The sequence below is a fragment of the Buchnera aphidicola (Hyadaphis tataricae) genome, assembly GCF_005081445.1.
Taxonomy (GTDB): Bacteria; Pseudomonadota; Gammaproteobacteria; order Enterobacterales; family Enterobacteriaceae; genus Buchnera; species Buchnera aphidicola_AE.
On record NZ_CP034873.1, the window covers coordinates 456,679 to 483,365 of the forward strand.

Annotated in this window: 18 protein-coding genes and 2 pseudogenes; 12 read left to right on the forward strand and 8 right to left on the reverse strand. The window is 26.5% G+C overall.

Going from position 1 to position 26,687, the window contains the following annotated elements; translation table 11 throughout:
• Positions 1-3 precede the first annotated feature (3 nt).
• The 5 genes from cysD to D9V69_RS02145 form a co-directional block, all read right to left on the reverse strand.
• Positions 4-912 carry a sulfate adenylyltransferase subunit CysD gene (gene cysD / locus D9V69_RS02125; protein ID WP_158356682.1) on the reverse strand — a complete coding sequence of 303 codons (909 nt, stop codon included), beginning with the start codon at positions 910-912 and terminating at the stop codon, positions 4-6.
• 9 nt (positions 913-921) lie between these two features.
• Positions 922-2,343 (reverse strand): siroheme synthase CysG, encoded by a 1,422-nt coding sequence (gene cysG, locus D9V69_RS02130; RefSeq protein ID WP_158356683.1) that lies wholly within the window; start codon positions 2,341-2,343, stop codon positions 922-924.
• 188 nt (positions 2,344-2,531) lie between these two features.
• Positions 2,532-3,266 (reverse strand): phosphoadenylyl-sulfate reductase, encoded by a 735-nt coding sequence (locus D9V69_RS02135; protein WP_158356684.1) that lies wholly within the window; start codon positions 3,264-3,266, stop codon positions 2,532-2,534.
• A gap of 15 nt (positions 3,267-3,281) precedes the next feature.
• The gene (cysI, locus tag D9V69_RS02140; RefSeq protein WP_158356685.1) at positions 3,282-4,988 is read right to left on the reverse strand and encodes an assimilatory sulfite reductase (NADPH) hemoprotein subunit; all 1,707 of its coding nucleotides are present in this window, start codon (positions 4,986-4,988) and stop codon (positions 3,282-3,284) included.
• Positions 4,988-6,790: an assimilatory sulfite reductase (NADPH) flavoprotein subunit gene (locus tag D9V69_RS02145; RefSeq protein ID WP_158356686.1), complete on the reverse strand. Its 1,803-nt coding sequence runs from the start codon at positions 6,788-6,790 to the stop codon at positions 4,988-4,990. Before D9V69_RS02145 ends, cysI begins: the two co-directional genes overlap by 1 nt.
• Positions 6,791-9,454: 2,664 nt before the next feature.
• Between D9V69_RS02145 and D9V69_RS02150 the strand changes: the two are divergent.
• Both D9V69_RS02150 and D9V69_RS02155 read left to right on the forward strand, forming a co-directional pair.
• A pseudogene (locus tag D9V69_RS02150) lies at positions 9,455-10,083 on the forward strand (DsbA family protein).
• 124 nt (positions 10,084-10,207) lie between these two features.
• Positions 10,208-11,071 carry a 5'-3' exonuclease gene (locus tag D9V69_RS02155; protein WP_158356687.1) on the forward strand — a complete coding sequence of 288 codons (864 nt, stop codon included), beginning with the start codon at positions 10,208-10,210 and terminating at the stop codon, positions 11,069-11,071.
• A 16-nt stretch (positions 11,072-11,087) separates the two neighbouring features.
• On the opposite strand, the gene yihA is transcribed toward D9V69_RS02155, so the two are convergent.
• On the reverse strand, positions 11,088-11,699 hold the full coding sequence (yihA, locus tag D9V69_RS02160; protein ID WP_158356688.1) for a ribosome biogenesis GTP-binding protein YihA/YsxC: 612 nt from the start codon (positions 11,697-11,699) through the stop codon (positions 11,088-11,090).
• A gap of 181 nt (positions 11,700-11,880) precedes the next feature.
• On the opposite strand from yihA, the gene typA reads away from it, so the two are divergent.
• The gene (gene typA / locus D9V69_RS02165) at positions 11,881-13,701 is read left to right on the forward strand and encodes a translational GTPase TypA (RefSeq protein WP_158356689.1); all 1,821 of its coding nucleotides are present in this window, start codon (positions 11,881-11,883) and stop codon (positions 13,699-13,701) included.
• Between the two features lie 115 nt (positions 13,702-13,816).
• Here the strand turns inward: typA and gmk are convergent, their stop codons facing one another.
• Both gmk and ygfZ read right to left on the reverse strand, forming a co-directional pair.
• A complete protein-coding gene (gene gmk / locus D9V69_RS02170; RefSeq protein WP_158356690.1) occupies positions 13,817-14,440 on the reverse strand; it encodes a guanylate kinase in 624 nt (207 codons plus the stop codon).
• A gap of 87 nt (positions 14,441-14,527) precedes the next feature.
• A complete protein-coding gene (gene ygfZ / locus D9V69_RS02175) occupies positions 14,528-15,487 on the reverse strand; it encodes a tRNA-modifying protein YgfZ (RefSeq protein WP_158356691.1) in 960 nt (319 codons plus the stop codon).
• Between the two features lie 168 nt (positions 15,488-15,655).
• On the opposite strand from ygfZ, the gene prfB reads away from it, so the two are divergent.
• The 9 genes and pseudogenes from prfB to leuS all read left to right on the forward strand — a co-directional run bounded on the left by prfB (position 15,656) and on the right by leuS (position 26,674).
• Positions 15,656-16,739 (forward strand): peptide chain release factor 2 gene (gene prfB, locus D9V69_RS02180; protein ID WP_261979620.1). Its coding sequence is split into 2 segments (ribosomal slippage): positions 15,656-15,715 and positions 15,717-16,739, totalling 1,083 coding nucleotides; the frame shifts between segments, so codons are not numbered across the junction.
• Between the two features lie 9 nt (positions 16,740-16,748).
• On the forward strand, positions 16,749-18,254 hold the full coding sequence (gene lysS, locus D9V69_RS02185; protein WP_158356693.1) for a lysine--tRNA ligase: 1,506 nt from the start codon (positions 16,749-16,751) through the stop codon (positions 18,252-18,254).
• A gap of 45 nt (positions 18,255-18,299) precedes the next feature.
• A complete protein-coding gene (gene lysA, locus D9V69_RS02190) occupies positions 18,300-19,565 on the forward strand; it encodes a diaminopimelate decarboxylase (RefSeq protein WP_158356694.1) in 1,266 nt (421 codons plus the stop codon).
• A gap of 117 nt (positions 19,566-19,682) precedes the next feature.
• Positions 19,683-20,470, forward strand: a pseudogene (gene lgt / locus D9V69_RS02195) (prolipoprotein diacylglyceryl transferase).
• Entirely contained in the window at positions 20,467-21,261 is a 795-nt protein-coding gene (gene thyA, locus D9V69_RS02200; protein WP_158356695.1) for a thymidylate synthase, read from the forward strand. The pseudogene lgt and the gene thyA overlap by 4 nt, the downstream one beginning before the upstream one ends.
• Positions 21,262-21,300: 39 nt before the next feature.
• On the forward strand, positions 21,301-22,620 hold the full coding sequence (gene miaB, locus D9V69_RS02205; RefSeq protein WP_158356696.1) for a tRNA (N6-isopentenyl adenosine(37)-C2)-methylthiotransferase MiaB: 1,320 nt from the start codon (positions 21,301-21,303) through the stop codon (positions 22,618-22,620).
• Between the two features lie 7 nt (positions 22,621-22,627).
• Positions 22,628-23,083 carry an rRNA maturation RNase YbeY gene (gene ybeY, locus D9V69_RS02210; RefSeq protein ID WP_158356697.1) on the forward strand — a complete coding sequence of 152 codons (456 nt, stop codon included), beginning with the start codon at positions 22,628-22,630 and terminating at the stop codon, positions 23,081-23,083.
• 87 nt (positions 23,084-23,170) lie between these two features.
• Positions 23,171-24,055: a CNNM family magnesium/cobalt transport protein CorC gene (gene corC, locus D9V69_RS02215; RefSeq protein ID WP_158356698.1), complete on the forward strand. Its 885-nt coding sequence runs from the start codon at positions 23,171-23,173 to the stop codon at positions 24,053-24,055.
• Positions 24,056-24,094: 39 nt separating this feature from the next.
• Positions 24,095-26,674 (forward strand): leucine--tRNA ligase, encoded by a 2,580-nt coding sequence (gene leuS / locus D9V69_RS02220; RefSeq protein ID WP_158356699.1) that lies wholly within the window; start codon positions 24,095-24,097, stop codon positions 26,672-26,674.
• Positions 26,675-26,687: the final 13 nt, after the last annotated feature.

Sequence of the window (26,687 nt, forward strand, 5' to 3'; positions counted from 1 at the left end):
TTTTTAAAAGTAACCGTGTCTTTTCTTAAATTCCATTGAACTCTTTTGATTATAATCAATAGTTCGACCCTTTCTTTCACTAGTTTTTACAGTTAGCGTTTCTATAATAATCTCTGGAACATTTTTTGCTTGAGAAAGAATTGCACTTGTTAAAGGCCAACATCCCAAAGTGCGAAATCTAACCATTTTTTTATTTACAATCTCGTTAGAATGTATTTTCATACGTTCATCATCAACCATAATCAGCGCTCCGTTACGCTCTAGAACAGGACGTAAACGAGCAAAATAAAGCGGTACAATGTCTATTTTTTCTAAAAAAATATATTGCCAAACATCTAACTCTGTCCAATTCGAAAGAGGAAAAACTCGAATATTTTCATTTTTTTTAATTTCACTATTATAATTCCACCACAATTCTGGTCGTTGTTGTTTAGGATCCCAATGATGAAATGAGTTACGAAAAGAATAAATACGCTCTTTAGAGCGTGATTTCTCTTCGTCTCTTCTAGCACCGCCAAATGCTGCATCAAAATTATATTTTGTTATCGCTTCTTTTAAACTCTCTGTTTTCATGACATCAGTATATTTTTCACCTCCATGTTCAAATGGGTTTAAATTGAGCATTTTAGCTTTTGAATTCACATGAACTATTAATTCTATTTTATGAGTATTAGCAATATGTTCTCTAAACTGATACATTTCTTTAAACTTCCATTCGGTATCTACATGAAGCAAAGGAAATGGAATATTTCCAGGATAAAAAGCTTTTTTTGCAAGATGTAGCATCACTGAAGAATCTTTACCAATAGAATATAACATTACTGGATTTTTGAATTCTGCAACGACTTCGCGCATAATATAAATACTTTCAGATTCTAATTGACTTAAATGAGTAGTGTTAAATTTCAACATCACTTTTCCTTAAATAACTTTTACTATAGAAGATGTATTACGAACGTACGTAAATGTTTTTGAAGTTTGAAACCATTTTAATGTTTTATGAAACCGAACAACCTCGCCAATAATAAATAAAGATGGAGTAATGGAAAATTTGATTATTTTTTCGATGTCTTCTAAACAGCCTATAATCACTTTTTGATTTACAGTCGTTCCTTTTTCAACAATAGCTACTGGAGTTGACGCTGCGCGACCACACTGCATTAATTTTTTTGCAATATCTGTTGCATTGAACATTCCCATATACACTACTAGGGTATAAGAAGAATCTGCTAACACAGAACAGTTTTGTGAAAAAATATTTCCACATTTTTGACCAGTAATTAAAATAACACCATGAGAATATTTACGATGTGTTAACGGTATTCCAGTATACGCAGAAACTCCAATAGCAGAAGTAATACCTGGAACCACTTGAAAATCTATACCATATTTTTTTGCAGCTTCTATTTCTTCAGCGCCACGTCCAAAAATAAAGGAATCGCCACCTTTTAATCGAACTACTTTCTTGCCTTGTCGTGCCAAAAATATTAACAATTTAATAATTTTATCTTGCTTAATACTTTTTAAACCAACTCGTTTACCAACATAAATACGTTTTGCATCACGACGAATTAAATCTAACACATCTGCACTCACCAAAGCATCATATAAAACCACATCTGCTTGTTGTAATATTTGAAACCCTCTTAAAGTTAATAAACCACTATCGCCAGGACCAGCTCCTACTAAAATAATTTCACCTCGCAATAAAATATCTTTTTTCATCATTTTTTTTAAAATATTAATTGCTTTTTCATAATTTTCATTCAAAACATGTTCAACAAAAATACTCTTAAACAATTTTTCCCAAAATCGACGTCTTTCTAATAAAGTATGAAAACGTTGTTTAATTTTTTCTCTCCATTCACCAGCTATTTTTGCAACATTACCTAATTTCATAGGTAACATTGATTCAATTTTTTCTCTTAACAAACGCAATAAAACTGGAGCAAATCCTCCAGAAGAAATCGATATAATAATTGGAGAACGATCAATAATAGAAGGAAAGATAAAAGAACATTTTGACTTATCATCAACAACATTAACTAATAAACTATGTTTTATACATAATTGAAATATATATTTATTTAATTGTAAATCGTTTGTCGCTGAAACCACTAAATAAACGTTTTTCAAATAAATTTCATTAAATTCTCGAGATAACCAATAAATTTTTTTTTCATTAAAAAGTATTTTTACTCCTGAACACAGTTTTTTTGCAATAACATTAACTTTAGCTTTTGAACGAAGCAACAGTGTAATTTTATTGAATGCCACTTCTCCAGCACCAATCACTAAAACAGTTTTTAAGTGTAAATCTAAAAAAACAGGAAGATAATTCACGTTAACCTTTTTTAAAAAATAAAATCAAAAATCACACATCTGATATAAAGTACTAGAAAATAATAAAACAGTATTTAAATATTAATATTTTTTCTATTTATTTTGATAAGATAACAAATGTTGTTTCAACATACTTAAACAGAGTTAAACAGATTAGATTATAGAAAAACTATTTTTAATATCAGCATCTAGTCTTCATGCAACCCACATTCTCGTTTGAGTCCAAAAAATCGCGTTTCCTCTTCTAGCATACCTGGTGCATGTTTCAGCGTTGTATGAACATCACCAACAGAAGAATAACCATCTTTTGATAAAGGATGTAATTTAAGATTATGTTTTCTTAAATATTCATTCGATTGATTATTAGACCAATCGACAATAGGAAGAACCTTAAAAACGCCTTTTTTAATTTCAATATACGGTAATAAACTTCTACTTTTTGACTGATCACGACGTAAACCAGCAAACCATGTTTGAACAGATAATTGGATTAAAGCGACATGCATTGGTTGCACTTTATTGATCTGATTATAACGATTGATACCTTGTATTCCTTTATTCCATAATTGTCCATATCTTGCTTCTTGCCATGCAGGAGAAATTTTTGATCTGAATACTTGCAAATTTAAATGATATTTATTAGTTATAAAATCAATAAAATGGTATGTTTCCGGAAATAAATAACCCGTATCAATTAAAATAACAGGAATATTAGGTTTTTGTTGAATTAATATATGTAATAAAACCATGGAATTAACACCAAAACTAGATGATATAATATGTTTATCAGGTAAATTATCTAATGCCCAAGAAACTCGCTCTTCCGCAGAAATGCGGGACATAAATAAATTTAATCTAGATAAAACTTTAATTCTATCTTTTAAACTCAATTGATTAATATTTTTAATATCAAGTTTTGACATTTTTGTCTCTCCACATTAATTCCAAAAATCATACACAGGATCAACAACTTCTTTAATGATGCCTTTTCTAATAGTAAAATCTCCAAAATCTTCTTCTTTTTGACGATGATTAGACCAAACTTTTATTAAAAAATCTAAATTAATTAATATTTCTTTTTCAGTTATATTTTCTTTATAAATCTTAGGAATACGGCTACCTATTCTATTACCACCTATATATAAATTATATCTACCAATTGATTTGCCAATTAAACCTATTTCAGATAATAAAGATCTTCCACAACCATTAGGGCAACCAGAAATACGAAAAATTATAGTTTCTTTTTCTACATTATATTTTAGCATGATGTTTTCTAGTTTAGTAATAAAAAAAGATAAAACACGTTCCGCTTCAGCCATAGCTAAAGGACATGTAGGAAATGAAACACAAGCCATAGAATTTTGACGCAAATTACTTATATTTCTTATTAATCCATGTGTAATAGCTATTTTTTCAATGTCATCTTTTTTATCTTCAGGGATCTCTGTAATGATAATATTTTGATTAGATGTTAATCTAAAATTACCATCATGAATATTTGCAATTTTTGACAATCCTAATTTTAATGATTGATTATTATTGTCATCAATACGTCCATTAGGAATAAATAATGTTAAACTCCAGTAATTACAAATATCTTTTTTCCATCCAAAACTATCTCCTCGATTTGTAAAATTATAAGGTCTAATTTCTTCAAAAGTTACGCCTGATCTTCTTTCAACTTCTCTTTTAAAATTTTCTAAACCAACATTTTTAATAGTATATCTAGTCTTGGCATTATTACGATTGGTTCGATTGCCCCAATCTCTTTGTGTTGTGACTATTGATTCAGCAATCAATAACGTTTTTTCTATTGAAATATAACCTAATTCTTGCGCAAGAAAAGGCCATGTCAATTTATTTCCATGAACAAAAGATAAACCACCACCTATTAAAACATTAAAACCAATAATGTTATTTTTCTTAGAAACAACAATAAAATTCATGTCATTAGCGTATAAATCGACATCATTATATGGTGGAATAACTACTGTTGTTTTAAATTTTCTTGGTAAATAAGTTTTACCTAAAATAGGTTCTTTATCTTTTTTAGTAATTTTTTTCTGATCCAACCAAATTTCTACATACGCTTTAGTATGTGGTAATAATAATTCTGAAATTTTTTTAGCCCATGCATAAGCGCTTTTATGAATTAAAGATTCCATCGGGTTAGATGTGCATAGCACATTTCTATTGACGTCATTTGCTGTTCCTAAAGCATCTAATTCTATTTCATGTAACATTTTATGCGCATCTTTTAATTTTTTCTTTAAAATACCATGAAATTGAAAAGTTTGACGATTAGTTAATCGAATTGAACTATATAACGTGTTTTGAGTAGCAAATTGATCAATTTTTAACCATTTTTTTGCTTTAATGACTCCACCTGGTAGTCTACAACGTAGCATCATTGAATAAAGAGGTTCTAATTTTTGCTCATAGCGCTCCAAACGTAAATCACGATTGTCTTGTTGATACATACCATGAAATCGAATAAGTGAAAAATTATCTCCAGTAAAACTATTGGTTATATCATTTTTTAAATCTTCAACTATAGTGCCTCTAAGATAATTACTGTTTTCTTTAATGCGTTCTGCATCGGTAACGTTTTTTTTGACATCTATTTTATTATTTTTTTTCATTAATATACATCTCTTTGATAACGTTTATTCATACGCAAACTACTTAAAAAATCTTTAGCATCTTCAATGTTCATGTTATTATTATTTGAAATGACATCTAATAAGGCTAATTCGACATCTTTAGCCATTTTAGAAGCATTTCCGCACACGTATATTGCAGCGCCGTCTTTAATCCAAGACCACATCTCTTTTCCATGTTCTCTAATTTTATCTTGAATATATATTTTATCGGCTTGATCTCGAGACCAAGCTAAAGTAATTTTATTCAGTAAACCACTTTTAATATATCTTTGCCATTCTATTTGGTATAAAAAATCTTCTGTAAAACTAGGATTTCCAAAAAAAATCCAATTTTTTCCTAAAGATTGATCGTAATCTCTTTGTTGCATAAATGCACGAAAGGGAGCGATACCTGTCCCAGAAGCAATCATAATCATTGATGTTTTCTGATCTTGAGGTAAACGAAAACTATCATTAGCCTCAACAAAAATTTTTATTTTATCGTCCGGTTTTAAAGCCTGAGAAAGATAACCAGAAGCACCCCCAAAATGAAAAGAACCAGAAATATTTTTTTTTACAACGCCAACGGTAATATGAATTTCATCATTTGTTTCAGATTGAGAAGAAGAGATAGAATATAATCGCGGATGCAAAGGTCTTAAAAAATTAATCAATTGTTCAGAAGATATTTTAGATTTGTGATCATGAAACATATTAACTAAAGGGGTATTGGTAACATATTCATTTAATCTTATTTTATTTAAAATAAGATTGTTTAAAAAATGGTTTTTTGAAAAAGCAGCATACTTTTTTACCATGTTTGTTGTATTAACAGTCAATTCAAAATGATTTTTTAATGCATCAAAAATACTGATAACATTATTTTTAATATTAACTTGTTCTAACGGATTAATAGACAGTGATGTCAGTATTTTCTTTATTAAATTAGAGTCGTTTTTATACCATACTCCAAGTGCATCACCTGGTTTATAACTTATATTCAAATCTTTTATATCAATTTCAATATGACGAATATCTTTACTAGAATATCGACCTGTTATTTTTTGATTTGTTAAAACTGTTGCTATAGCCGGATAATTTTTGTTGTAAGAACATTGATTGTTTATTAAATGATCCTGATTTTTTAAATTTTTAGAGGAAGAAGAAAAAGAAACACATTTATTTTTAACAATAGATAATATTTTTTGAGACCATGCGAGATAATCTTTTTCATATTCAATATCTGCATCAAATCGACACAATAACGATTTAGCTCCTAATTCTTGCAATCTTCGATCAAAATCTTTTGCTGCTTGACAAAACAAATTGTAAGAGGTGTCTCCTAATCCAAATATACTGTAATATAAATTATCTAGTTTTGGAGCTCTTTTAGACATAATGAAATTATGAAAAGATATAGCTTCTTCTGGAACTTCTCCCTCACCTTGAGTTGAAATAATTAAAATTAATATTTTTTCATTTTTTATATTTTTAAATTTATAATCAAGAGCATGAATCAAATTATTTTTTATGCTGTTTTGATTGAAATATTTATTTAAACGTTGAGATAATAATTTAGCATTTCCAGTCTGAGAAGCTGAAATAATAGTAATTTTTTGTTCAATATTAACGAGTTGTTTTTCAATAACAGAAAAATGAGTATTTTTATTAGCGCTTCTCCAAAAATAACCCGATAACCAAGCATTTTGAATATCAGAACAATTATGTTCTAATTGTTGTAAAAAACTTAGTTGTTCTTGATTTAAAGGACATACACAATCAAATGCTTTTTGATTATTCATAATATTAAAAAATCCAAGTTTTGTTATATTAAAGAATTTATTTTTTTAAAAAACATAATTTTAAAAAATGTAAATCTTTTTATAAAAAATACAAAATATATAATATCAAATAAAACATTATTATATTTTTCAAAATTAAGATTGCTCAGTGCGTAATGTTATTAATTTTTTTTTTCATAATAACTTCAGGGCAACTAGACAATGATCATACCTATCAAAGAACAACTTTTTTGAAAAACATGTTTTATTTTTTATGCAATGCGACACAATCATTTAACTTCTATTGCAGTAGAGTGAAAAATTTTCACGCTATCTTAGTTGCAGATGATTTTTTTTAATCTAATAAAATAGATGAATAATAAAATTATAAATGCAAGATTATTCAGTTAATATCGAAAGAATGAATATGTTAAAAATGATCTTTTTATTGAGTGCTTCTAAAAAATTTATCAATCTAAACTAAACTATTAGATGTAAAATGATAAAGAATTATTAAACATGTTAGTTATGTTTATCATAAAAGTTAAGATTCTATTATTTAAATCATCTGAAAGACGCATTCTCGTAAAGATCTTATCAAAAGACTGATTACTACCTATTCATCAGGAACAAAATGAACAAAACAACCCAAAATTGAAAATAAGAGTAATCAAATACATATAAGTGCTTTTAGCCATTACAATAGGTATTGTTGTGACTAAAATTTTTCCGTTTACATAATACAATGGAATTTTTATGCATGGATAGTTCAAAGATAGCTCAATAATTGGATCATAACTGCATAATAAAAACACACCGTTGTTCGTTTATCATAAAAAATATACAGTTTAAAAAAATATAAAACATTCAGATTAATGTGATGATACATCTTGTTTGCGCTAATTTTCTGCAGTGTTTTTTAAATATTTTAAAAAGCACTTATAATGTTAAAAATCTCTGTATAATTTATTTCCTAAAGACAAGACTTGAGTACAGCATTAACCATGCTGTTTTTATATGCTTTAAATAAGAGAAAAAATATAACGTACTATATTCTTGAAGAACTTGCACTATATTATAGTATTTAACAATTAAGTGAACGTACACCTTATGCATTTGAATATAATCGCTCTAATAATTTTATTATATTTTATTTTTAATGATTTAATGATTAATACTGTTGTATGTTCTTATTTAATATTTTTAATATACTCTTTTAAATTATTTTTAATAGATTTTAACTTATAAAATTTAATATTATAAAATTAGAAAATAACATTACCATCTCAAATAGATTTAGAAGGGTTTAAAGCAATTTCTGTATTTAATAAAAATTACAATTTTTTAACACAATCAATTGATAAATGTATGTTATTCATATTTTTAATTTTTATTTTTTAATATTAAATAGAAATTAGTTAAAAATTTAATCTAGCACAAATGCGAACAAAATCATGAGACAATACAGCACATACAGCACATTGAGTGCGAATTTTTTTCTAAATTTTTTCATTTGATTAATAATAATTTACTTTGTTATAACATTATTAAAACAATCTTACATTTTTACACCGTTTTCTAAATAAAAAAAAATTTTTAATAAATTATTCAAACAACGATACAATGCTCTATTTCTTAGTATAGAAAGTACTTGTGTATTCAACACAATGAACAAAGTATTTTGAAATATTTCTAAACTGCTTTAAACATGAACGTCTATAAAATACTATGTTCTATACAATTAATTTTTAATTCTTGAATATAAGAGAATTTTTTTATATAAATAAATTTAGTATATTGAACAAAAAACCATCAAAAAATATTAAATATTGTTTTTTCTATACTAAATGCATTTAGATTATGAGTTCGAAATTGCAATCTGATTGTGTTATGTGCGATCTATAAATAAAATTATAATTATGAATTTTGTTCAATGTTCTTTTATTCTTAATTAAAAGAAAATTAAAAAATATAACTTATAAATTCTTCAGGAACAAAAATTTCTTAAGGATTTTTTGTTCAAATGCTACGAGTACAATTTTAGATTGATAAATTTTAAAAGAGCAAAACTTGAAGAAATATCCAAACAAGCATGTCTAAATAAATGTTGTTTTTGCCAAATATAAACTATGAAATTATTCGAACCTAATGTATATCAGGTGTAATCTGTAATAGCTCCGAGAATGATTACGAAAACTATTTTCAAGATATGAATTTTTTTATAATGTCTCTTGATTGCAAGCGGCAATAGATTTATCTCACTTTGATGAGTTTTAACGGATAATGATTCTATATATGATATAAAATCCCAGACATTGATATAATTTTATTATTAGAATATCCTGTATTTGTAAAAAGTGATTTTCAATACTGTAGATACTTATTCAGCTTTGCAATAAAAAGGTTTTCAAAAATTGCTCATGTTATACACAAGTAAAATATCAAGATATTTCAATTTTAAAGATCGATGCTATTTTAGCATGAGGATATTATTATCAAAGTACATCGTAGTATTTTCATAATATATAATATGCATTTAATATAAATAAAATAGCAACGCAAAACATCTACAGTACAATGCGAAATATCAATATTGATATTTTTATGTTTTATATGTGTTACATTTTCTCTAATTTTAAAAATTTTTGATATTAAACAACAAAATAATAAATGAGATTATGAAAAATGAAAAATATATTAATTGTAATATTTAATCTTTTTCTATGTTGTAATACTGTAGCGTATGAATTTACACAGCAAAAAGAATATACTATAAAAAAAAAAAAATTAGAAATGCACCAAACGTAATGGAGTTTTTTTCTTTTTTTTGTCCGTATTGTTATGAACTTGAAAAAATACATAATATAGAAAAATTAACAAAAAAAAACATAAAAAATATAACAATTCAAACATATCACGTGAACTTTTTAGGAGGAGAATTTAGTAATGTTTTAACAAAATCTTGGATAATCGCTGAACAAATGGGAATTGAAGATAAAATTATGTTGCCAATTTTTAAAGGCATCCAAGAAACTCATACAATTCACAACATCGATAATATTAAAAAAATTTTTAAAAAAAAAGCTTCAATCGACGAAAACATATTTGATAAATTTTGGAACAGTATAACCATTGAATTTATTGTGCAAAAAAAAAATAAAGAAATTATACAATCTCAAATAGATTATATTCCATTAATGTTAATTAATGGAAAATATATGGTTAATTATTCTACTATAGAAAATGTTTTCAAAAATAATTTTCCTAAGAAATATATCCAATTAATTCAATTTTTAATAAAAAAAAATGATTAATTAATAAAAAAAAATAAAATTTGATATTTTATATGTTGCTTTTAGTAAAGTTTTAGATGGAAATGGAATTTTTTTCGCTGTAAAAAATTATATCAATAATACTAATCTGATAAAAAGAGACAATATGTATCAGAAAAAAAACCCTACAATTATAATCGATGGTAGCTTATATTTATATACCTCTTATTATGGATTTCGTAATTTTAAAAATATTTCAGGCAAACCATTTGGAGCAATATATGGTGTATTAAAAATGATTGATAACATTTTAAAAAAATATAACAATTCCAAAAAAATAATTATTGTATTCGATTCATATCAACCTACATTCAGAAAAAAAATATTTAAAAAATATAAAAGTAATAGAAGCTCTATGCCTGATTTACTTTCTATGCAAATTCAACCACTGTTTAAAATATTGGAAAAAATTGGAATTAAAATATTAAGTATACCAGGAATAGAGGCAGATGATATTATAGGCAGTTTAGCCTGTAAATTAGAAGAAGAAGGAGAAAAAATTATAATTGTTAGTCATGACAAAGATATGTTACAACTTGTCACTAAAAATATTAATGTTTTTAATAAGAAAAAAAACTCTATCATTACACCGGAAGTAATAAATATAGAATACGGCATTAGACCTAAAGAATATATTGATTTTTTAGCATTAATTGGAGATACTTCAGACAATATTCCAGGGGTTCCAAAAATAGGTGTTAAAACTGCATTAATTTTACTAAAACAATTTTCTAATATCCATAATATATATTCTAATATCTCAAAAATACCACTTTTGTCTTTTAGAAATGCTAAAAATATTACGATTCAATTACAAAACTACAAAAAAATAGCCTTTCTTTCACATCAATTAGCAGCTATACAACTAGATATCCCAATTTCTATCAAATCTGAAGATATGTTGTTAAAACAACATGTCCAAAAAAAATTATTTCAGTTTTTAAAAACATTTTATTATCAAACATATTGAAAATTTTTTAAACATTTTAAACGTTTAAATAATTATTATAATATCTATTTAAAATTAATTGTAATTTTTTAATACCTATTTTTTTAGTTGATGAAAATAACTGGACTTGAAAATTATTCGATAATAATAACAATTGTTTAGTTACTACTTGCAATTGATGATTTTGTGCATGTATACCAAATTTATCACATTTATTTAATAATACTAAAACAGATTTTTTGAGATTAATTAAAACATTAATTATTTTTAGATCTAATATCTTTAAAGGATATCTAATATCCATCGATAATATTAAATATTTCAATTGTTTTCGTGATTCTAAATAATGATATATTCTTTTCTCCCATATTTTTCGAACAAATTCTGGCGCTGTAGTATAACCATAACCAGGAAGGTCTACAATTCTAAAATCTGGCAGAACCTCAAAAAAATTAATTAGTTGAGTTCGTCCAGGAGTTTTACTCGAACGAGCTAATTTTTTTTGATTAGTCAAGGAATTGATAACACTAGATTTTCCTGAATTGGAATAACCAATAAATGCAATTTCAAAACCGTCTTGAATGTCTATATTAGTTATTTGAGAAAAGCTTTTTAAAAATTTTGTTTTATGATAATTCAATACGTTCACATTTTAATCCTAATTAATATATAACAAAAAACATTAATACAAAAATATTTTTTACAGTATACATTACATTCATGTATAGAAATATTTCTTATAATCAAAAATTCATTACAATGCATCTATATTTCTAATAGTTTATAATATATTGCATCTGAAAATAAACACGTTTATAAAAGAGAAAAAAATGCATAAAAATATAAGAAACATCGCTATTATAGCACATGTTGATCACGGAAAAACTACATTACTTGATCAACTATTACAACAATCAGGTACTTTTCAAAAACATGAAGAAACAACCGAACGTGTCATGGATTCTAATGATCTAGAAAAAGAAAGAGGTATAACAATATTAGCCAAAAACACTTCTATTAAATGGAAAAATTATAAAATTAATATAGTAGATACTCCTGGACATGCTGATTTTGGAGGTGAAGTAGAACGAGTAATGTCTATGGTTGATTCTGTTTTATTAGTCGTAGATGCATTAGATGGACCGATGCCGCAAACACGATTTGTTACTAAAAAAGCATTTAAATATAATCTAAATCCTATTGTAGTAGTCAATAAAATAGACAGAAAAAATTCTCGTCCTGATTGGGTAATAGATCAAATTTTTGATCTTTTTGTTAATCTTGACGCTAGTGATCAACAATTAGATTTTCCAATTGTTTACACTTCAGCTATGTTAGGCACTGCTGGAATAGATTATTTAAACATGCAAAATAACATGGTGCCATTATATGAATCTATTATTAAATATGCTCCAGCCCCTCGTGTTGATCGCAATAAAAAATTTCAAATGCAAATTACGCAAATTGACTATAGTAAATATTTAGGAGTAATAGGTGTCGGTCGCATTCAACAAGGTTGCATAAAAACAAATGACTCAGTCGCCATAGTAGATAGTTTAGGAAATAAACGCTATGGTAAAGTAAGTAAGATATTAAGTTACTTTGGATTAAAAAGAATTGAGATTACTCAAGGCCAAGCTGGAGATATTATTGCTATTACGGGTCTTCATCAGTTGAATATTTCTGATACGCTCTGTGATCCAGAGCATGTAAAACCTTTACCAGCATTAATAATAGATGAACCAACAATAAATATGTTTTTCTCAGTTAATACATCGCCTGTTTCGGGAAAAGAAGGAAAGTATATTACGTCACGTCAAATTTTAGAAAGACTAAAAAAAGAAACGATGAACGATGTTGCTTTAAAAATTGAAGATACCAAAAATGCTAACGTGTTTTCCGTTTCTGGTCGTGGTGAATTACATCTATCTATACTAATCGAAAACATGCGTCGTGAAGGCTTTGAATTAGAAGTATCTCGTCCTAAAATAATTTTTCGTGAAAGCAATGGAGTTAGAAAAGAACCTTTTGAAAATATTATGTTAGATATTGAAGAAAAATATCAAGGTGTTGTTATGAAATTTGTAGGAGAGCGAAAAGGTGAATTAAAAAATATGACGATAGATAAAATAGGAAGAGTCAGACTAGAATATACTCTATCTAGTAGAGGAATGATTGGTTTTCGAACAAATTTTATGAGTATTACTTCTGGAACAGGATTATGTTATTCATCTTTTAGTCACTATGATATATTGCAAAATATAAATATTGGACAAAGAACAAATGGTGTATTAATTTCTAATAGTACAGGTGTTGCAGTTGGTTTTGCTTTATTTAATTTGCAAGAAAGAGGCAAGCTATTTATAGGACATGGCGACGGAGTATATGAAGGGCAAATAATAGGATTGCATAATCGTTCTAATGATTTAACAGTTAACTGTTTAACAGGAAAAAAATTAACTAACATGAGAGCTTCTGGCACTGATGAGGCAATCACTTTAACTAAACCGGTTGATTTAACGCTTGAAAAAGCATTAAGTTTTATTAATGATGATGAACTTGTAGAAATAACACCGAGTTCTATAAGATTGAGAAAATTACATCTAAAAGAAAATGAAAGAAGACGGTTTTATCGTAATAAAACTCTTTGATTAAAAATCAGCATCAGTCGATTTGTAAAAGCATGATGCTTTATCATAAATTATATAATTCTATTTTCTCAATAGAATTATATAAATAATATTAGATGATATCATCATGAAAAAATTAACTTTTTAATAAGTCAATAATTAACTTGTTATGTCTCTGCTTTTGCTGTGATAAACATAAATGCTCAGCTGAAATAATAGTTTTTAAATCATTAATAGCGTTGTCAAAATTATCATTAATAATTAAATAATCATATTCTAAATAATGCTGCATTTCATCTACTGCTTTTTCCATTCTTTTTGAGATTACTAGATCACTATCTTGACCTCTTTTTTTTAATCTCTTATATAATACATCTTTAGAAGGTGGCAATACAAAAATACTTTTTGATTGAGGCATTTTATGTCTAATTTGTTTAGCGCCTTGCCAATCAATATCGAGAAATACATCTATTCCAGAATATAGCATAGTATTAATAGAGTGACGAGATGTACCGTAATAATTACTAAACACTTTAGCACATTCCAAAAAACAATCTTGTTTAATCATAATCTGAAATTCTTCTTTAGAAATAAAATAATAATGCTCTCCATGTAATTCTCCAGGTCGTATATTTCGAGTAGTATAAGAAATAGATACTTGAATGTTTTGTAAAGACCGTGAATTTAATAGTCCTTGAATTAAACTTGATTTTCCTGTACCACTTGGAGCTGAGATAATAAAAAGAATACCTTGAGACATGATATTTAAAAAATAACTGTATATAAAAAAAGTAAAAAATCAAAACACAAGTGATCTGAATTTAAGATAAAATGTATTGCATAAATATTAAATAGTTTTTATAAAGAAAAGGTTTTTAAATTCATCTATTCTGAACATGCTGTTAGAACTTACAGGTTTTTTTAGCACTGCTTGTATCAATGTTTTTTCAAAAAAAACATTAGATACAGACAATACAAAACCTACTTTACACCATTCATTTTGTCTTTTAACTTTAATAATAGAACCAATTTTTATAGAGATGTATCCCTTTCCACATAAACAATATAAATTGTATTTATTTAAATTTTTAAAAAATATTCGAGCTATTGTTTCTTGTCCATAATAACATCCTTTTTGAAAACTAATTGCCTTTAGCTTATCTAAATTAATGGCTTGAGGAGTAAACTTATTAACACATTCTTGATCAATAATTGGAAATCCGGCTTCAATATCCAATGATAACCATTGTTTACTATTATTTAATGAAATATTTTTATCAATATTATTTTTAAATGATAAAAAATCTGAAATAGATAAAACCAACAAAAAACGTTCTAATGGTTGAGAAAACCACAATATCGTCATGCCTTCATTATGAATTATTGTTGTCTTTTCGTCAGGTATTATTTTTGAAAAACCTGATAAAAATGATCTAACATTTAATCCTGTCATTCCAACTAAAACAACATCATTTAATTGTTTAATCTTTACTTTTGAAAATAACGAATATTTTTTTAGTTCTGTTATTTGCATGTTAGAAACACTTTTTCTTTGCACATAAGCATATCCTTGATCATATTTAAATATATGCATAGTGCTTAATACTTTTCCATTAAAATTACAATGACTGCAAAATCTATGATGTGTTGTTTTTAACATATTTATGTCAATTGTTAATTGATTTTGAAGAAAATTTTTAGCATCGATACCCTCTATATATACCATAGACCATTCATCTAAAATAATCATGGTTAAAGATAATTCATTCGAAAGAAAAACTATATTTTGCAACGTTAATGTTGACATTTCTTTTAATCCTTAAAAAAAGAAGTAAAAAATCAACTAAAAAATAAATTAATTATTTAAAATAAATATATATAATGAATAAATTATATATATAAAATCACATTTAAACAGTAAAAACAGTATTTTTATTTTTAATTGAACAGAAGTTATGAACACCATAGGAAAAATATGATTACTCATCAAATTAACAGAGCAAAAAAACGCATAGAAGCATTAAAGAGGCATCTTTGACTATAATCAAAAAAAATTACGTATTTTAGAAATTGATTTAGAATTGTCATCTCCTACAATATGGAAAGATAACACGTCTATTAAAAAACTTAGTCTGGAAAAATATTCTTTAAACAAAACAATTCAAAAAATAAAAAAAATAGAAAAAAATATTAAAGAAATTATCATTTTTTTAGAACTAGCAATAGAGACTCATGATAAAAAAGTATTACAAGAAACAACCTTAGAATTTGAAAATATCGAAAAAGAAATAAAAACTCTTGAGTTGTATCGTATGTTTTCAAAAAAAAACGATCACTGCAACTGTTATATCGATATACAATCTGGTTCAGGAGGAACAGATGCCCAAGATTGGTCAAAAATGTTACTTAGAATGTATTTAAAATGGGCTGATAAAAAACGATTTCAAACAAAAATTATTCATGAATATTCTGGAGAAATAGTTGGAATTAAATCTGCTACAATAAAAGTATATGGAGAATACGCTTTTGGATGGTTAAGAACAGAAACAGGAATACATCGTTTAATTAGAAAAAGTCCTTTTGACTCGGGTAAAAGACGTCATACGTCTTTTAGCTCAATTTTTATATATCCAGATATAGAAGATGAAATAAAGCTAAAAATTCGTCCATCTGATTTAAGAATCGATGTATATAAAGCTTCAGGAGCTGGTGGGCAACATGTAAATAGAACGGAATCGGCAGTACGTATTACTCATTTACCGACAAATGTTTCTACTCAATGTCAAAGTAATAGATCTCAACATAAAAATAAAGAACAAGCAATAAAACAAATCAAATCAAAGTTATATGAAATACAAAAAAGAGAAAAAAACATCAAGAAAAAAAAAATAGAAGCAAATAAATCAGATATAACGTGGGGACATCAAATACGCTCATATGTTTTAGATAGTTCAAAAATTAAAGATCTTCGAACAGGTTTTGAAAAAAACAATGTACAATCTGTACTAGATGGCGACTTAGATGAATTTATTGAAAAAAGCTTGATTATTGGATTATAAGGAATAAAAATGTTAGAAAATAAGAATAGTAATTTTTCTAATCACGAATCTTTTATTAGAAAACAAAAACTTATTCAAATGAAACGAGAAGGGTTTATTTTCCCAAACAATTTTTATAAAAATACTAATTCAAAAGAAATACACAAAAAATATGATAATAATAATATCAATCATCTAAAAGATTTACAGGTTAAAGTATCTCTTGCGGGTAGAATGCTGCAAAGACGAATTATGGGTAAAGCAAGTTTTTTTACCTTACAAGATATGTATGGAAAAATACAAGTATATGTAAGTGAAAACACAATACCACCTCAACACTACAATGAAAATTTTAAAACGTGGGATATCGGAGATATATTGGGAGTTACAGGTATTTTATTTAAAACTAAAACAGAAGAGCTTTCTGTTTACTGCACAGAAATACAAATACTTAACAAATCATTAAAACCTTTTCCTGATAAATTTCATGGATTATCTAATATAGAAATGCGTTATAGAAAAAGATATTTAGATCTTATTAGCAATCATCAATCATACAAAATTTTTCAAAATAGATCTAAAATTATAATGTATATTAGAGAATATATGCATGAAAATGATTTTTTAGAAGTAGAAACTCCAATGTTACAAAATATTCCTGGAGGAGCGAAAGCTCGCCCTTTTGCTACGTATCATAATGAAATGAATACAAAAATGTATTTAAGAATAGCTCCGGAATTATATTTAAAACAATTAATTGTTGGTGGTTTTGAACGTATTTTTGAGATAAATAGAAATTTTCGTAATGAAGGAGTATCTAGCCGACATAATCCAGAATTTACAATGATGGAAATGTATATGGCCTACTCTAATTATAAAAATATGATGATATTCACAGAAAATATTATTAGATATATCACCAGGTCTCTTTTTAATCAGACTAAAATTAAATTTTCAAAGTATACCTTTGATTTTAGCAAACCATTTGAAAAATTAACAATGAATGATGCAATTTTAAAATTTCATTCTAATATTAAATTAACTGATTTGAAAAACAAAAATACAATGCAAGAAATAGCAAAATCAATGAATATTCAAATAGAAGACAATTGGACCACAGGTAAAATAAAAAATGAAATATTTGAAAAAACAGTAGAAAAAACATTAATTCAACCTACTTTTATTACAGAATATCCAATTGAGGTTTCTCCGCTTTCTAGACGAAACGATTTAGATAAGAATATAACAGATAGATTTGAACTATTTATTGCTGGATATGAAATAGGAAATGGTTTTTCAGAGTTAAATGATGTAGAAGATCAAAAAATGAGGTTTTTACAACAAATTCAAAATGAAAAAATTGAAGACCATGAAAAAACATTTTATGATAAAGATTATATAGAGGCCTTAAAATATGGTTTACCTCCAACGTCTGGTCTAGGAATTGGTATTGATCGTCTGGTAATGATACTAACAAATCAAATTAGTATTCGTGATGTTATTTTATTTCCTACTCTTCGTTCTTCTAAAGCATAACTCAAAAATGCAAAAAATTTTCATAATATTGAAATAGGAAAAAACATGCCACAAATTCTTGATAATATTGAAAATAATTTCAATGTAAAAAAAATTAAAAGTTTAATAAAACAATACCAATGTCCGTTTTGGGTCTATGATTCTGATATTATTTATAAAAAAATACAATTACTAAAAAAATTTGATGTTATTAGATTTGCTCAAAAAGCTTGCTCCAATATTAATATATTACGTTTAATGAAAAATGAACAGCTAAAAATAGATGCAGTATCACTAGGAGAAATCAAAAGAGCTTTATTAGCAGGATTTAAAAAAAACACAAATGACATTGTTTTTACTGCAGATATTTTAGATCAAGAAACGTTATCTACAATTATAGATTGCAAAATACCAGTAAATGCAGGATCTTTGGATATGTTAACAGAATTAGGGAAACATTCTCCAGGACATCATATATGGTTAAGAATTAATCCAAAATTTGGTTATGGACATAGCAAAAAAACTAATACTGGAGGAGAAAATAGTAAACACGGCATTTGGAATCCTGTAGCAGCAATACCGATAATAAAAAAATATAAATTAAAATTAATTGGTTTGCACATGCACATTGGGTCAGGAGTAAATTATGTTCATTTAAAAAAAGTGTGTAAATCTATGATAGACAATGTTATGAAATTAAATCAACAGGTATCATCCATTTCTGCAGGTGGAGGATTACCGATACCATATACATTCAATGAACCACATATTGATATTGAAAAATATTTTAAATTATGGGATGCATCTAGAAAAAAAATATCTAAATTTTTAGGAAAAAAAATTGAATTAGAAATTGAACCTGGAAGGTTTTTAGTAGGAGAATCAGGAATTTTAGTGTCACAAGTATGGGCTGTAAAAAAAATGGGTACTAAAAATTTTGTTTTAATTGATGTAGGTTTTAACGATTTAATGCGCCCTACTATGTATGGCAGTTATCATCATATATCAGTAATTGCTGGAGATGAAAGAGAGATCAATACCAACGAAATAGTAGAAACTGTTGTAGCAGGACCTTTATGTGAATCAGGTGATATTTTTACTCAAACAGCAGGAGGAACTATACAAACTAGAAAATTACCTGTAATAAAAGTAGGAGATTATATAATTTTTCATGACACAGGTGCTTATGGTGCTTCAATGTCATCTAACTATAATTCTAGACCATTAATTCCAGAAATATTATTAAAAAACAATTGTTCTTTTATTATTCGAAGACGCCAAACAATAGAAGACCTGCTACAGTTAGAAACATCGTGTTTTAAAAAAATATAAATCTATAAAAATTTTTTAATAAATAAGGATATGTAAAAAAAAATGTATATGATGTTTCCGAATTTTGATCCTATAATTATTTCTATTGGACCTGTATCTGCACATTGGTATGGTTTGATGTATTTTATAAGTTTTACTTTTGCTATGTGGTACGGAAAAAAAAAACATTAAAACAACAATATTCATGGCTGAAAAATAAAATCGAAACATTAATATATTCTATTTTTTTAAGCGCTTGTATTGGAGGTAGAATAGGGTGCGTGTTGTTTTATAATTTTTCATATTTTTCTCAAAATATATTACATATATTTTATATATGGGAAGGAGGCATGTCATTTCATGGAGGTTTAATAGGTGCCACAATTGCAATATCATATTTTTCTTTGAAATATCAAAAACCAATCTTAGAAATATCTGATTTTATCATTCCATTAGTACCTTTTGGTTTAGGAGCAGGAAGAATAGGAAATTTTATTAATGGTGAATTATGGGGTAGGGTATCAACAGATTACTCATATGGAATGATTTTTCCTAACGCCAAACAACAAGATATAGAAATAGCAAGTCATCACCCAAAATTGCAAACTTTTTTAGATCAATATGGTGGTATACCTCGTCATCCTTCACAATTATATGAACTTTTTTTAGAAGGTCTCGTGTTATTTTTAATAATCTACTTTTTTACAAAAAAAAATAGACCAATCGGCAGTGTTAGCGGTATATTTCTAATATTTTATGGTTTATTTAGATTTATAGTGGAATTTTTTCGAGAACCAGATCCTTCAGTGGGATTATTAAAAAACATTATAAGCATGGGTCAATTACTATCAATACCAATGATTATTATCGGATTAATGATTATGTGTAGTATTTTTTATCAAAAAGACGGGTCATCTAAAAAATGAAACAGTATCTTAACTTAATTAAGGAAATCATTAAATACGGAAATCAAAAAAAAGATCGCACGGGTACTGGAACACTATCTATATTTGGTTATAATATGAAATTTCATTTAAAAGAAGGTTTTCCTTTAATTACAACAAAAAAATGTCATATTAAATCTATTATTCATGAGCTGTTATGGTTTTTAAATGGTGATACCAATATTAAATATTTAAATGATAATAACGTATCAATTTGGAACCATTGGGCAGATAAATTTGGAAATGTAGGTCCAATTTATGGAAAACAATGGCGTAGTTGGAATACAGTGGATAATAAAAAAATTGATCAAATAAAAAATATATTAAAAACATTAAAAACAAATCCTGATTCTCGTAGAATGTTAGTTTCTAGTTGGAACGTTGGTGAAATCGATAAGATGAAATTACCCCCCTGTCATGTTTTATTTCAATTTTATGTATGCAATAATAGATTAAGTTGCCAACTATATCAACGTTCTTGTGATGTTTTTCTAGGCTTGCCTTTTAACATAGCTAGTTATGCAATTCTCGTACATATGATTGCTCAACAGTGTAATTTAACAGTCGGAGATCTTTTATGGACAGGAGGTGATGTTCATTTATATAAAAATCATATTGAACAAGCAAAAGAACAAATCCTTAGAAAACCTTTAAAACTTCCAAAATTGATTATTTTAAAAAAGCCACATTCATTATTTGAATATTCTTTCAAAGATTTTAAGATCTTTGGATATAATTCTCATCCTAGTATTAAAGCAAAAATATCGATATAACAATATTTTACACATTACTTTAAGATGAATATTTAAAACATGAAATACGTATATATAAAAACTTGGGGTTGTCAGATGAATGAATATGATTCATCTATGATAGTTAATTTGCTAGAAAAAGACAATGAATACATAATCACAGAAAATATAGAACAAGCTAATATTTTCATATTAAATACTTGTTCAATTAGAGAAAAAGCACAAGAAAAAGTTTTTCACCAACTCGGAAGATGGAAAAAATTAAAAAATCGTAATCCAGATATTATTATTGCTGTGGGGGGTTGTGTAGCAACTCAAGAAGGAAAAGAAATATTTAAACGAGCTAACTATGTAGATATTGTATTTGGAACGCAAACATTACACAAATTACCAAATATGCTTTTAACAGCAAAAAAAAACCGAAAACGCGCTATAAATATTACTTTTCCTAAACTAGAAAAATTTAATTATGTTTTAAAACCTAAAAAAATACTATATTCTAGTGCTATTTCAATTATGGAAGGATGCAATAAATATTGTTCATTTTGTGTCGTACCATACACTAGAGGTAATGAAATCAGTCGACCATGTGATGATGTTTTATTTGACATATCCAATCTAGCAGAAACAGGTACAAGAGAGATTATTTTACTAGGACAAAATGTTAATGCCTACCAAGGTGTAACATTTAATGGAGGTATTTGTTATTTTTCAGAGCTCATAAGATTAGTTGCAGAAATAGACGGTATTGAAAGAATTCGTTTTATCACTAGCAATCCACTAGAATTCAGTGATGATATCATTGAAGTATATAGAGATACTCCAAAATTAGTTAGTTTTCTCCATCTTCCCGTTCAAAGTGGTTCTAATAAAATACTTCATTTAATGAAACGATCATATACAATAGAGGATTATGAATCAATTATTCTAAAACTGATTGATGCTCGACCTAACATTCAAATTAGTTCTGATTTTATTGTCGGTTTTCCAGGAGAATCTCAAGAAGATTTTAAACAAACCATACAATTTATTAAAAAAATTAATTTTGATATGAGCTTTAGTTTTATTTATTCTGCTCGACCTGGAACTCCTGCATCTGAAATGGAAGATAATCTGAATTTAATAGAAAAAAAAGAACGTCTCCATCTTTTGCAAAATCTCATTAATACACAAACTATGATGTGGAGCAGAAAAATGTTTGGTACAATACAATCTATTTTAGTTGAAGGTTATTCTAAAAATAAAAATTTAGAATTGTATGGCAAGACAGAAAATAACAGAACAGTTGTATTTTCAGGCACATCAAAAATGATTGGAAATTTTGTTAACGTTAAAATTACAAAGATTCATACACATTCATTGGAAGGTGTATTAGTTTAGAAAAATAATGAAAAAAAATATTATAAATCTTCAAATTTGTTGCAAAAATAATAAATCAATACCAAAAAAATCCTATTTTTTAAAGTGGATTAATCAAACACTATCAAAAAAAAATATTAACATAATTACAATTCGTGTTGTAGAAAAAAAAGAAATACAATATTTAAACTCAAAATATAGAGGAAAAAACAAATCAACAAATATTTTGTCATTTCCTTATAATAAATTTATAAAATCAAATCAAACATTGTTAGGAGATTTGGTCTTATGCAAAGCAATAATAGAAGAAGAATCTTTACAATATAAAAGAACATTAGAATCATATTGGGCACAAATGATTATACATGGAACTCTACATTTACTAGGATATGATCATCACAATAAGCAATCAGCATATGTTATGGAAACATTAGAAAATAAAATCATGCTTTCTTTAAATTATGCTCAACCGTATCAATATTAATATTGTTAATCTTTATATAGAAAATGTTCTTACCCTGTCTACCATAAAATGGTAAAACATATTTAAAAAAATAGAAAATATAAAATTATGAGTGATAATCATTCGAAAAAATACGATAAAATTAATAGAAAAGGATTTTTTTCTATTTTATTAGAGCAAATTTTTCATGATGAGCCAAAAAATAGAGAAGAATTGTTGGTATTAATTCGTGATGCAGAACAAAATGAACTCATTGATCAAAATACTTGTGATATGTTAGAAGGAGTCATGCATATCGCAAAAAAAAGAATTAAAGAAATCATGATTCCTAGAACGCAAATGATCACATTAAAATTAAATTATGATTTAAAAAAATGTCTTGATGTAATTATTGAATCAGCACACTCACGTTTTCCAGTAATGAATAGCGATCAAAACTATGTTGAAGGATTCTTAATTGCTAAAGATTTATTACCTTTGATTAGAAATTCTAAGGATGTTTTTCGTATAAAAAACATACTACGACCAGCAGTAGTGGTGCCGGAAAGTAAATATGTGGATAGAATGTTAAAAGAATTTCGTTCGAAAAAAAATCATATGGCAATCGTGATAGATGAATTTGGCGCTGTGTCTGGATTAGTCACTATAGAAGATATATTAGAATTAATTGTTGGCGAGATTCAAGATGAATACGATAAAGAGCAATTAAACATTAGAAAAATACAAAAATATACATTTTCTGTTCGAGCATTAACAGAAATAAAAGAATTTAATGACACATTTCATTCTAATTTTCAAGATGATGAAGTTGATACTATAGGTGGATTGGTAATGAAAGAATTTGGTCATTTGCCAAATCGAGGAGAAAAACTGAACATCAATGGTTATACTTTTCAGGTTTCTGTAACTGATAGTAGAAAAATTATACAACTACATGTAACTCTTCCAGAAAATCAAATGTTAAAAAATTCAGGAAATGTCAAAAAATTGTAATAAATTCGTGTTACATAGTTTCATGATAGAGATGAAATAATGAAAAAACAATACCATCCAAAAAAAATAGAAAATTACGTGCAAAAATTTTGGCACAAGAATAAAACTTTTCAAGTTATTGAAGATACAAAAAAAGAAAAATATTATTGTCTTCCAATGTTGCCTTATCCTTCTGGAAAGTTACATATCGGTCATGTAAGAAATTACACAATTAGTGATGTAATTTCTCGTTATCACAGGATGTTAGGAAAAAATGTTTTACAACCAATGGGTTGGGATGCTTTTGGATTACCTGCAGAAGAGGCCGCAATACAAAATAACACTGCCCCATCTAATTGGACAAAAAACAATATTGAATATATGAAAAAACAACTCCAATCATTAGGTTTTAGTTACGATTGGAGTAGAGAAATTACAACATGTCAACCAGAATATTATAAATGGGAACAATGGTTTTTTATTAAATTATATGAAAAAAAATTAGTTTACAAGAAAAAAAGTTTTGTGAACTGGTGTTCATACGACAATACTGTGTTAGCAAATGAACAGGTTGTTAATGGTCGGTGCTGGAGATGTCATGGAAGAATAAAATTTAAAAAAATTTCTCAATGGTTTTTAAAAATACGAAATTATGCAGAATCTTTATACCAAGATTTAAAAAAATTAATTCATTGGCCTGAAAACGTAAAAAATATGCAAAAAAATTGGATCGGTCGAACAAAAGGATTTGAAATTACTTTAAACATTTTCAAATGTGATAAAAAAATACAAGTTTTTACTGATAGATTAGATTTAATCATGGAAGTGACACATATTGTGATCTCTACTTACCATGAAATATCTACAGATTTATATAAAGAAAATAAAAAAATAAAAACGTTTATAAACAATTATAATAATCTTTCACCTGAAGAATCAGAACAGTTGAAATATGATGGCATCAAAACAGAAATCTTTGCAGTTCATCCACTTACAGAACAAAAAATACCTATTTGGATTTCAAACTTTATTCTAAAGGAATATGGAACACATTCCATGTTCTCTATACCTGAAAATAATGAACACCATTCTAATTTTGCAGCCAAACATAAATTAACAATCACAAATATTATTACAATATTGAACAAAAACCAATATACACATCATACCGATTATATAGAAAAAAAAGATACTGTATTACATTCAAAAAAATTAAATAATTTACATACTCAAAAAAATACTGAAAAAATTAAACATATCCTTATTAAAAAAAATATCATAAAGAAAAAAATTCATTACAAATTGCAAGATTGGTGCATATCTAGACAAAGATTTTGGGGTGCTCCTATTCCTATGGCTCAATTGAAAAATGGCGAAACCATACCAATACCAAAAAATCATTTACCGGTTTTATTACCAGAAATTAATATCAATATTGATTCGTTGAAAAATAAAATTCAACCTGATGTGAAATGGACTAATGTTTTTATTAATAATCAAGAAGCAATAAGAGAAACTGACACTTTTGATACCTTCATGGAATCGTCTTGGTATTATGCAAGATACACTTGTCCTCATTTTCATGAAGGAATGATTGATCCAAAATCATCAAAATATTGGTTACCCGTAGATCAATATGTTGGAGGTATTGAACATGCAATAATGCACTTAATATATTTTAGATTTTATCATAAGTTATTAAGAGATTTTAAATTGGTTTCTTTTGATGAACCAGTAAAACATTTATTATGCCAAGGTATGGTGCTTGCTGAAACATTTTATCAAATTAAAAAAAATGGAGCAAAAAAATGGTTAAACACATCACTAGTATTAAAAAAACGTAATGCCCAAGGAAAAATTGTTCAATCATATGATCAAACAGGAAAAGAAGTAATTTATGCAGGTATGATGAAAATGTCTAAATCAAAAAATAATGGCATTGATCCAGAGTTAATAATAAAAAAATATGGAGCTGATGCAATACGTTTGTTTATTATGTTTGCCGCACCTATAGAATCTTCTTTAGAATGGCAAGAATCTGGTTTAAAGGGAACTTATCGTTTTCTAAATAAACTATGGATACTGATATTTAATTATGTTGATATAAAAAATACACACATAAAAATGAATTTTAATTCATTAAATGAAAAACAAATTAAATTACGATATCAATTGCATAAAACTATTCAAAAAGTTTCAGATGATATGGGTCGCCGTAAAACATTTAATACAGCTATTTCAGAAATTATGAAATTAGTTAACGAAATAAATAATGCTCCAATAGAAACAGAACAAGATAAATCTATAATGAAAGAATCGTTAACATGCATTATAAAAATGCTTTATCCTTTTACACCACATTTTTGTTTTGTTACTTGGCAATATTTTAATGAAAACAATTCTATAGATGAAGAAAGTTGGCCAATATTTGACGAAACGATATTATTAAAAACATATAAGATTATCGTTATACAGATTAATGGAAAAAAGAGAGATACGATGAAAGTCGATAAAGATTTAACTGAAAAAGAAATATTTTTACGTGCAAAAAAACAAATAAAAATTACACAATATCTTAAAAATGTAACTATAAAAAAAACAATATATATTTCCAATAAAATAATAAATTTTGTTTGTTAAAAATAAATTATCT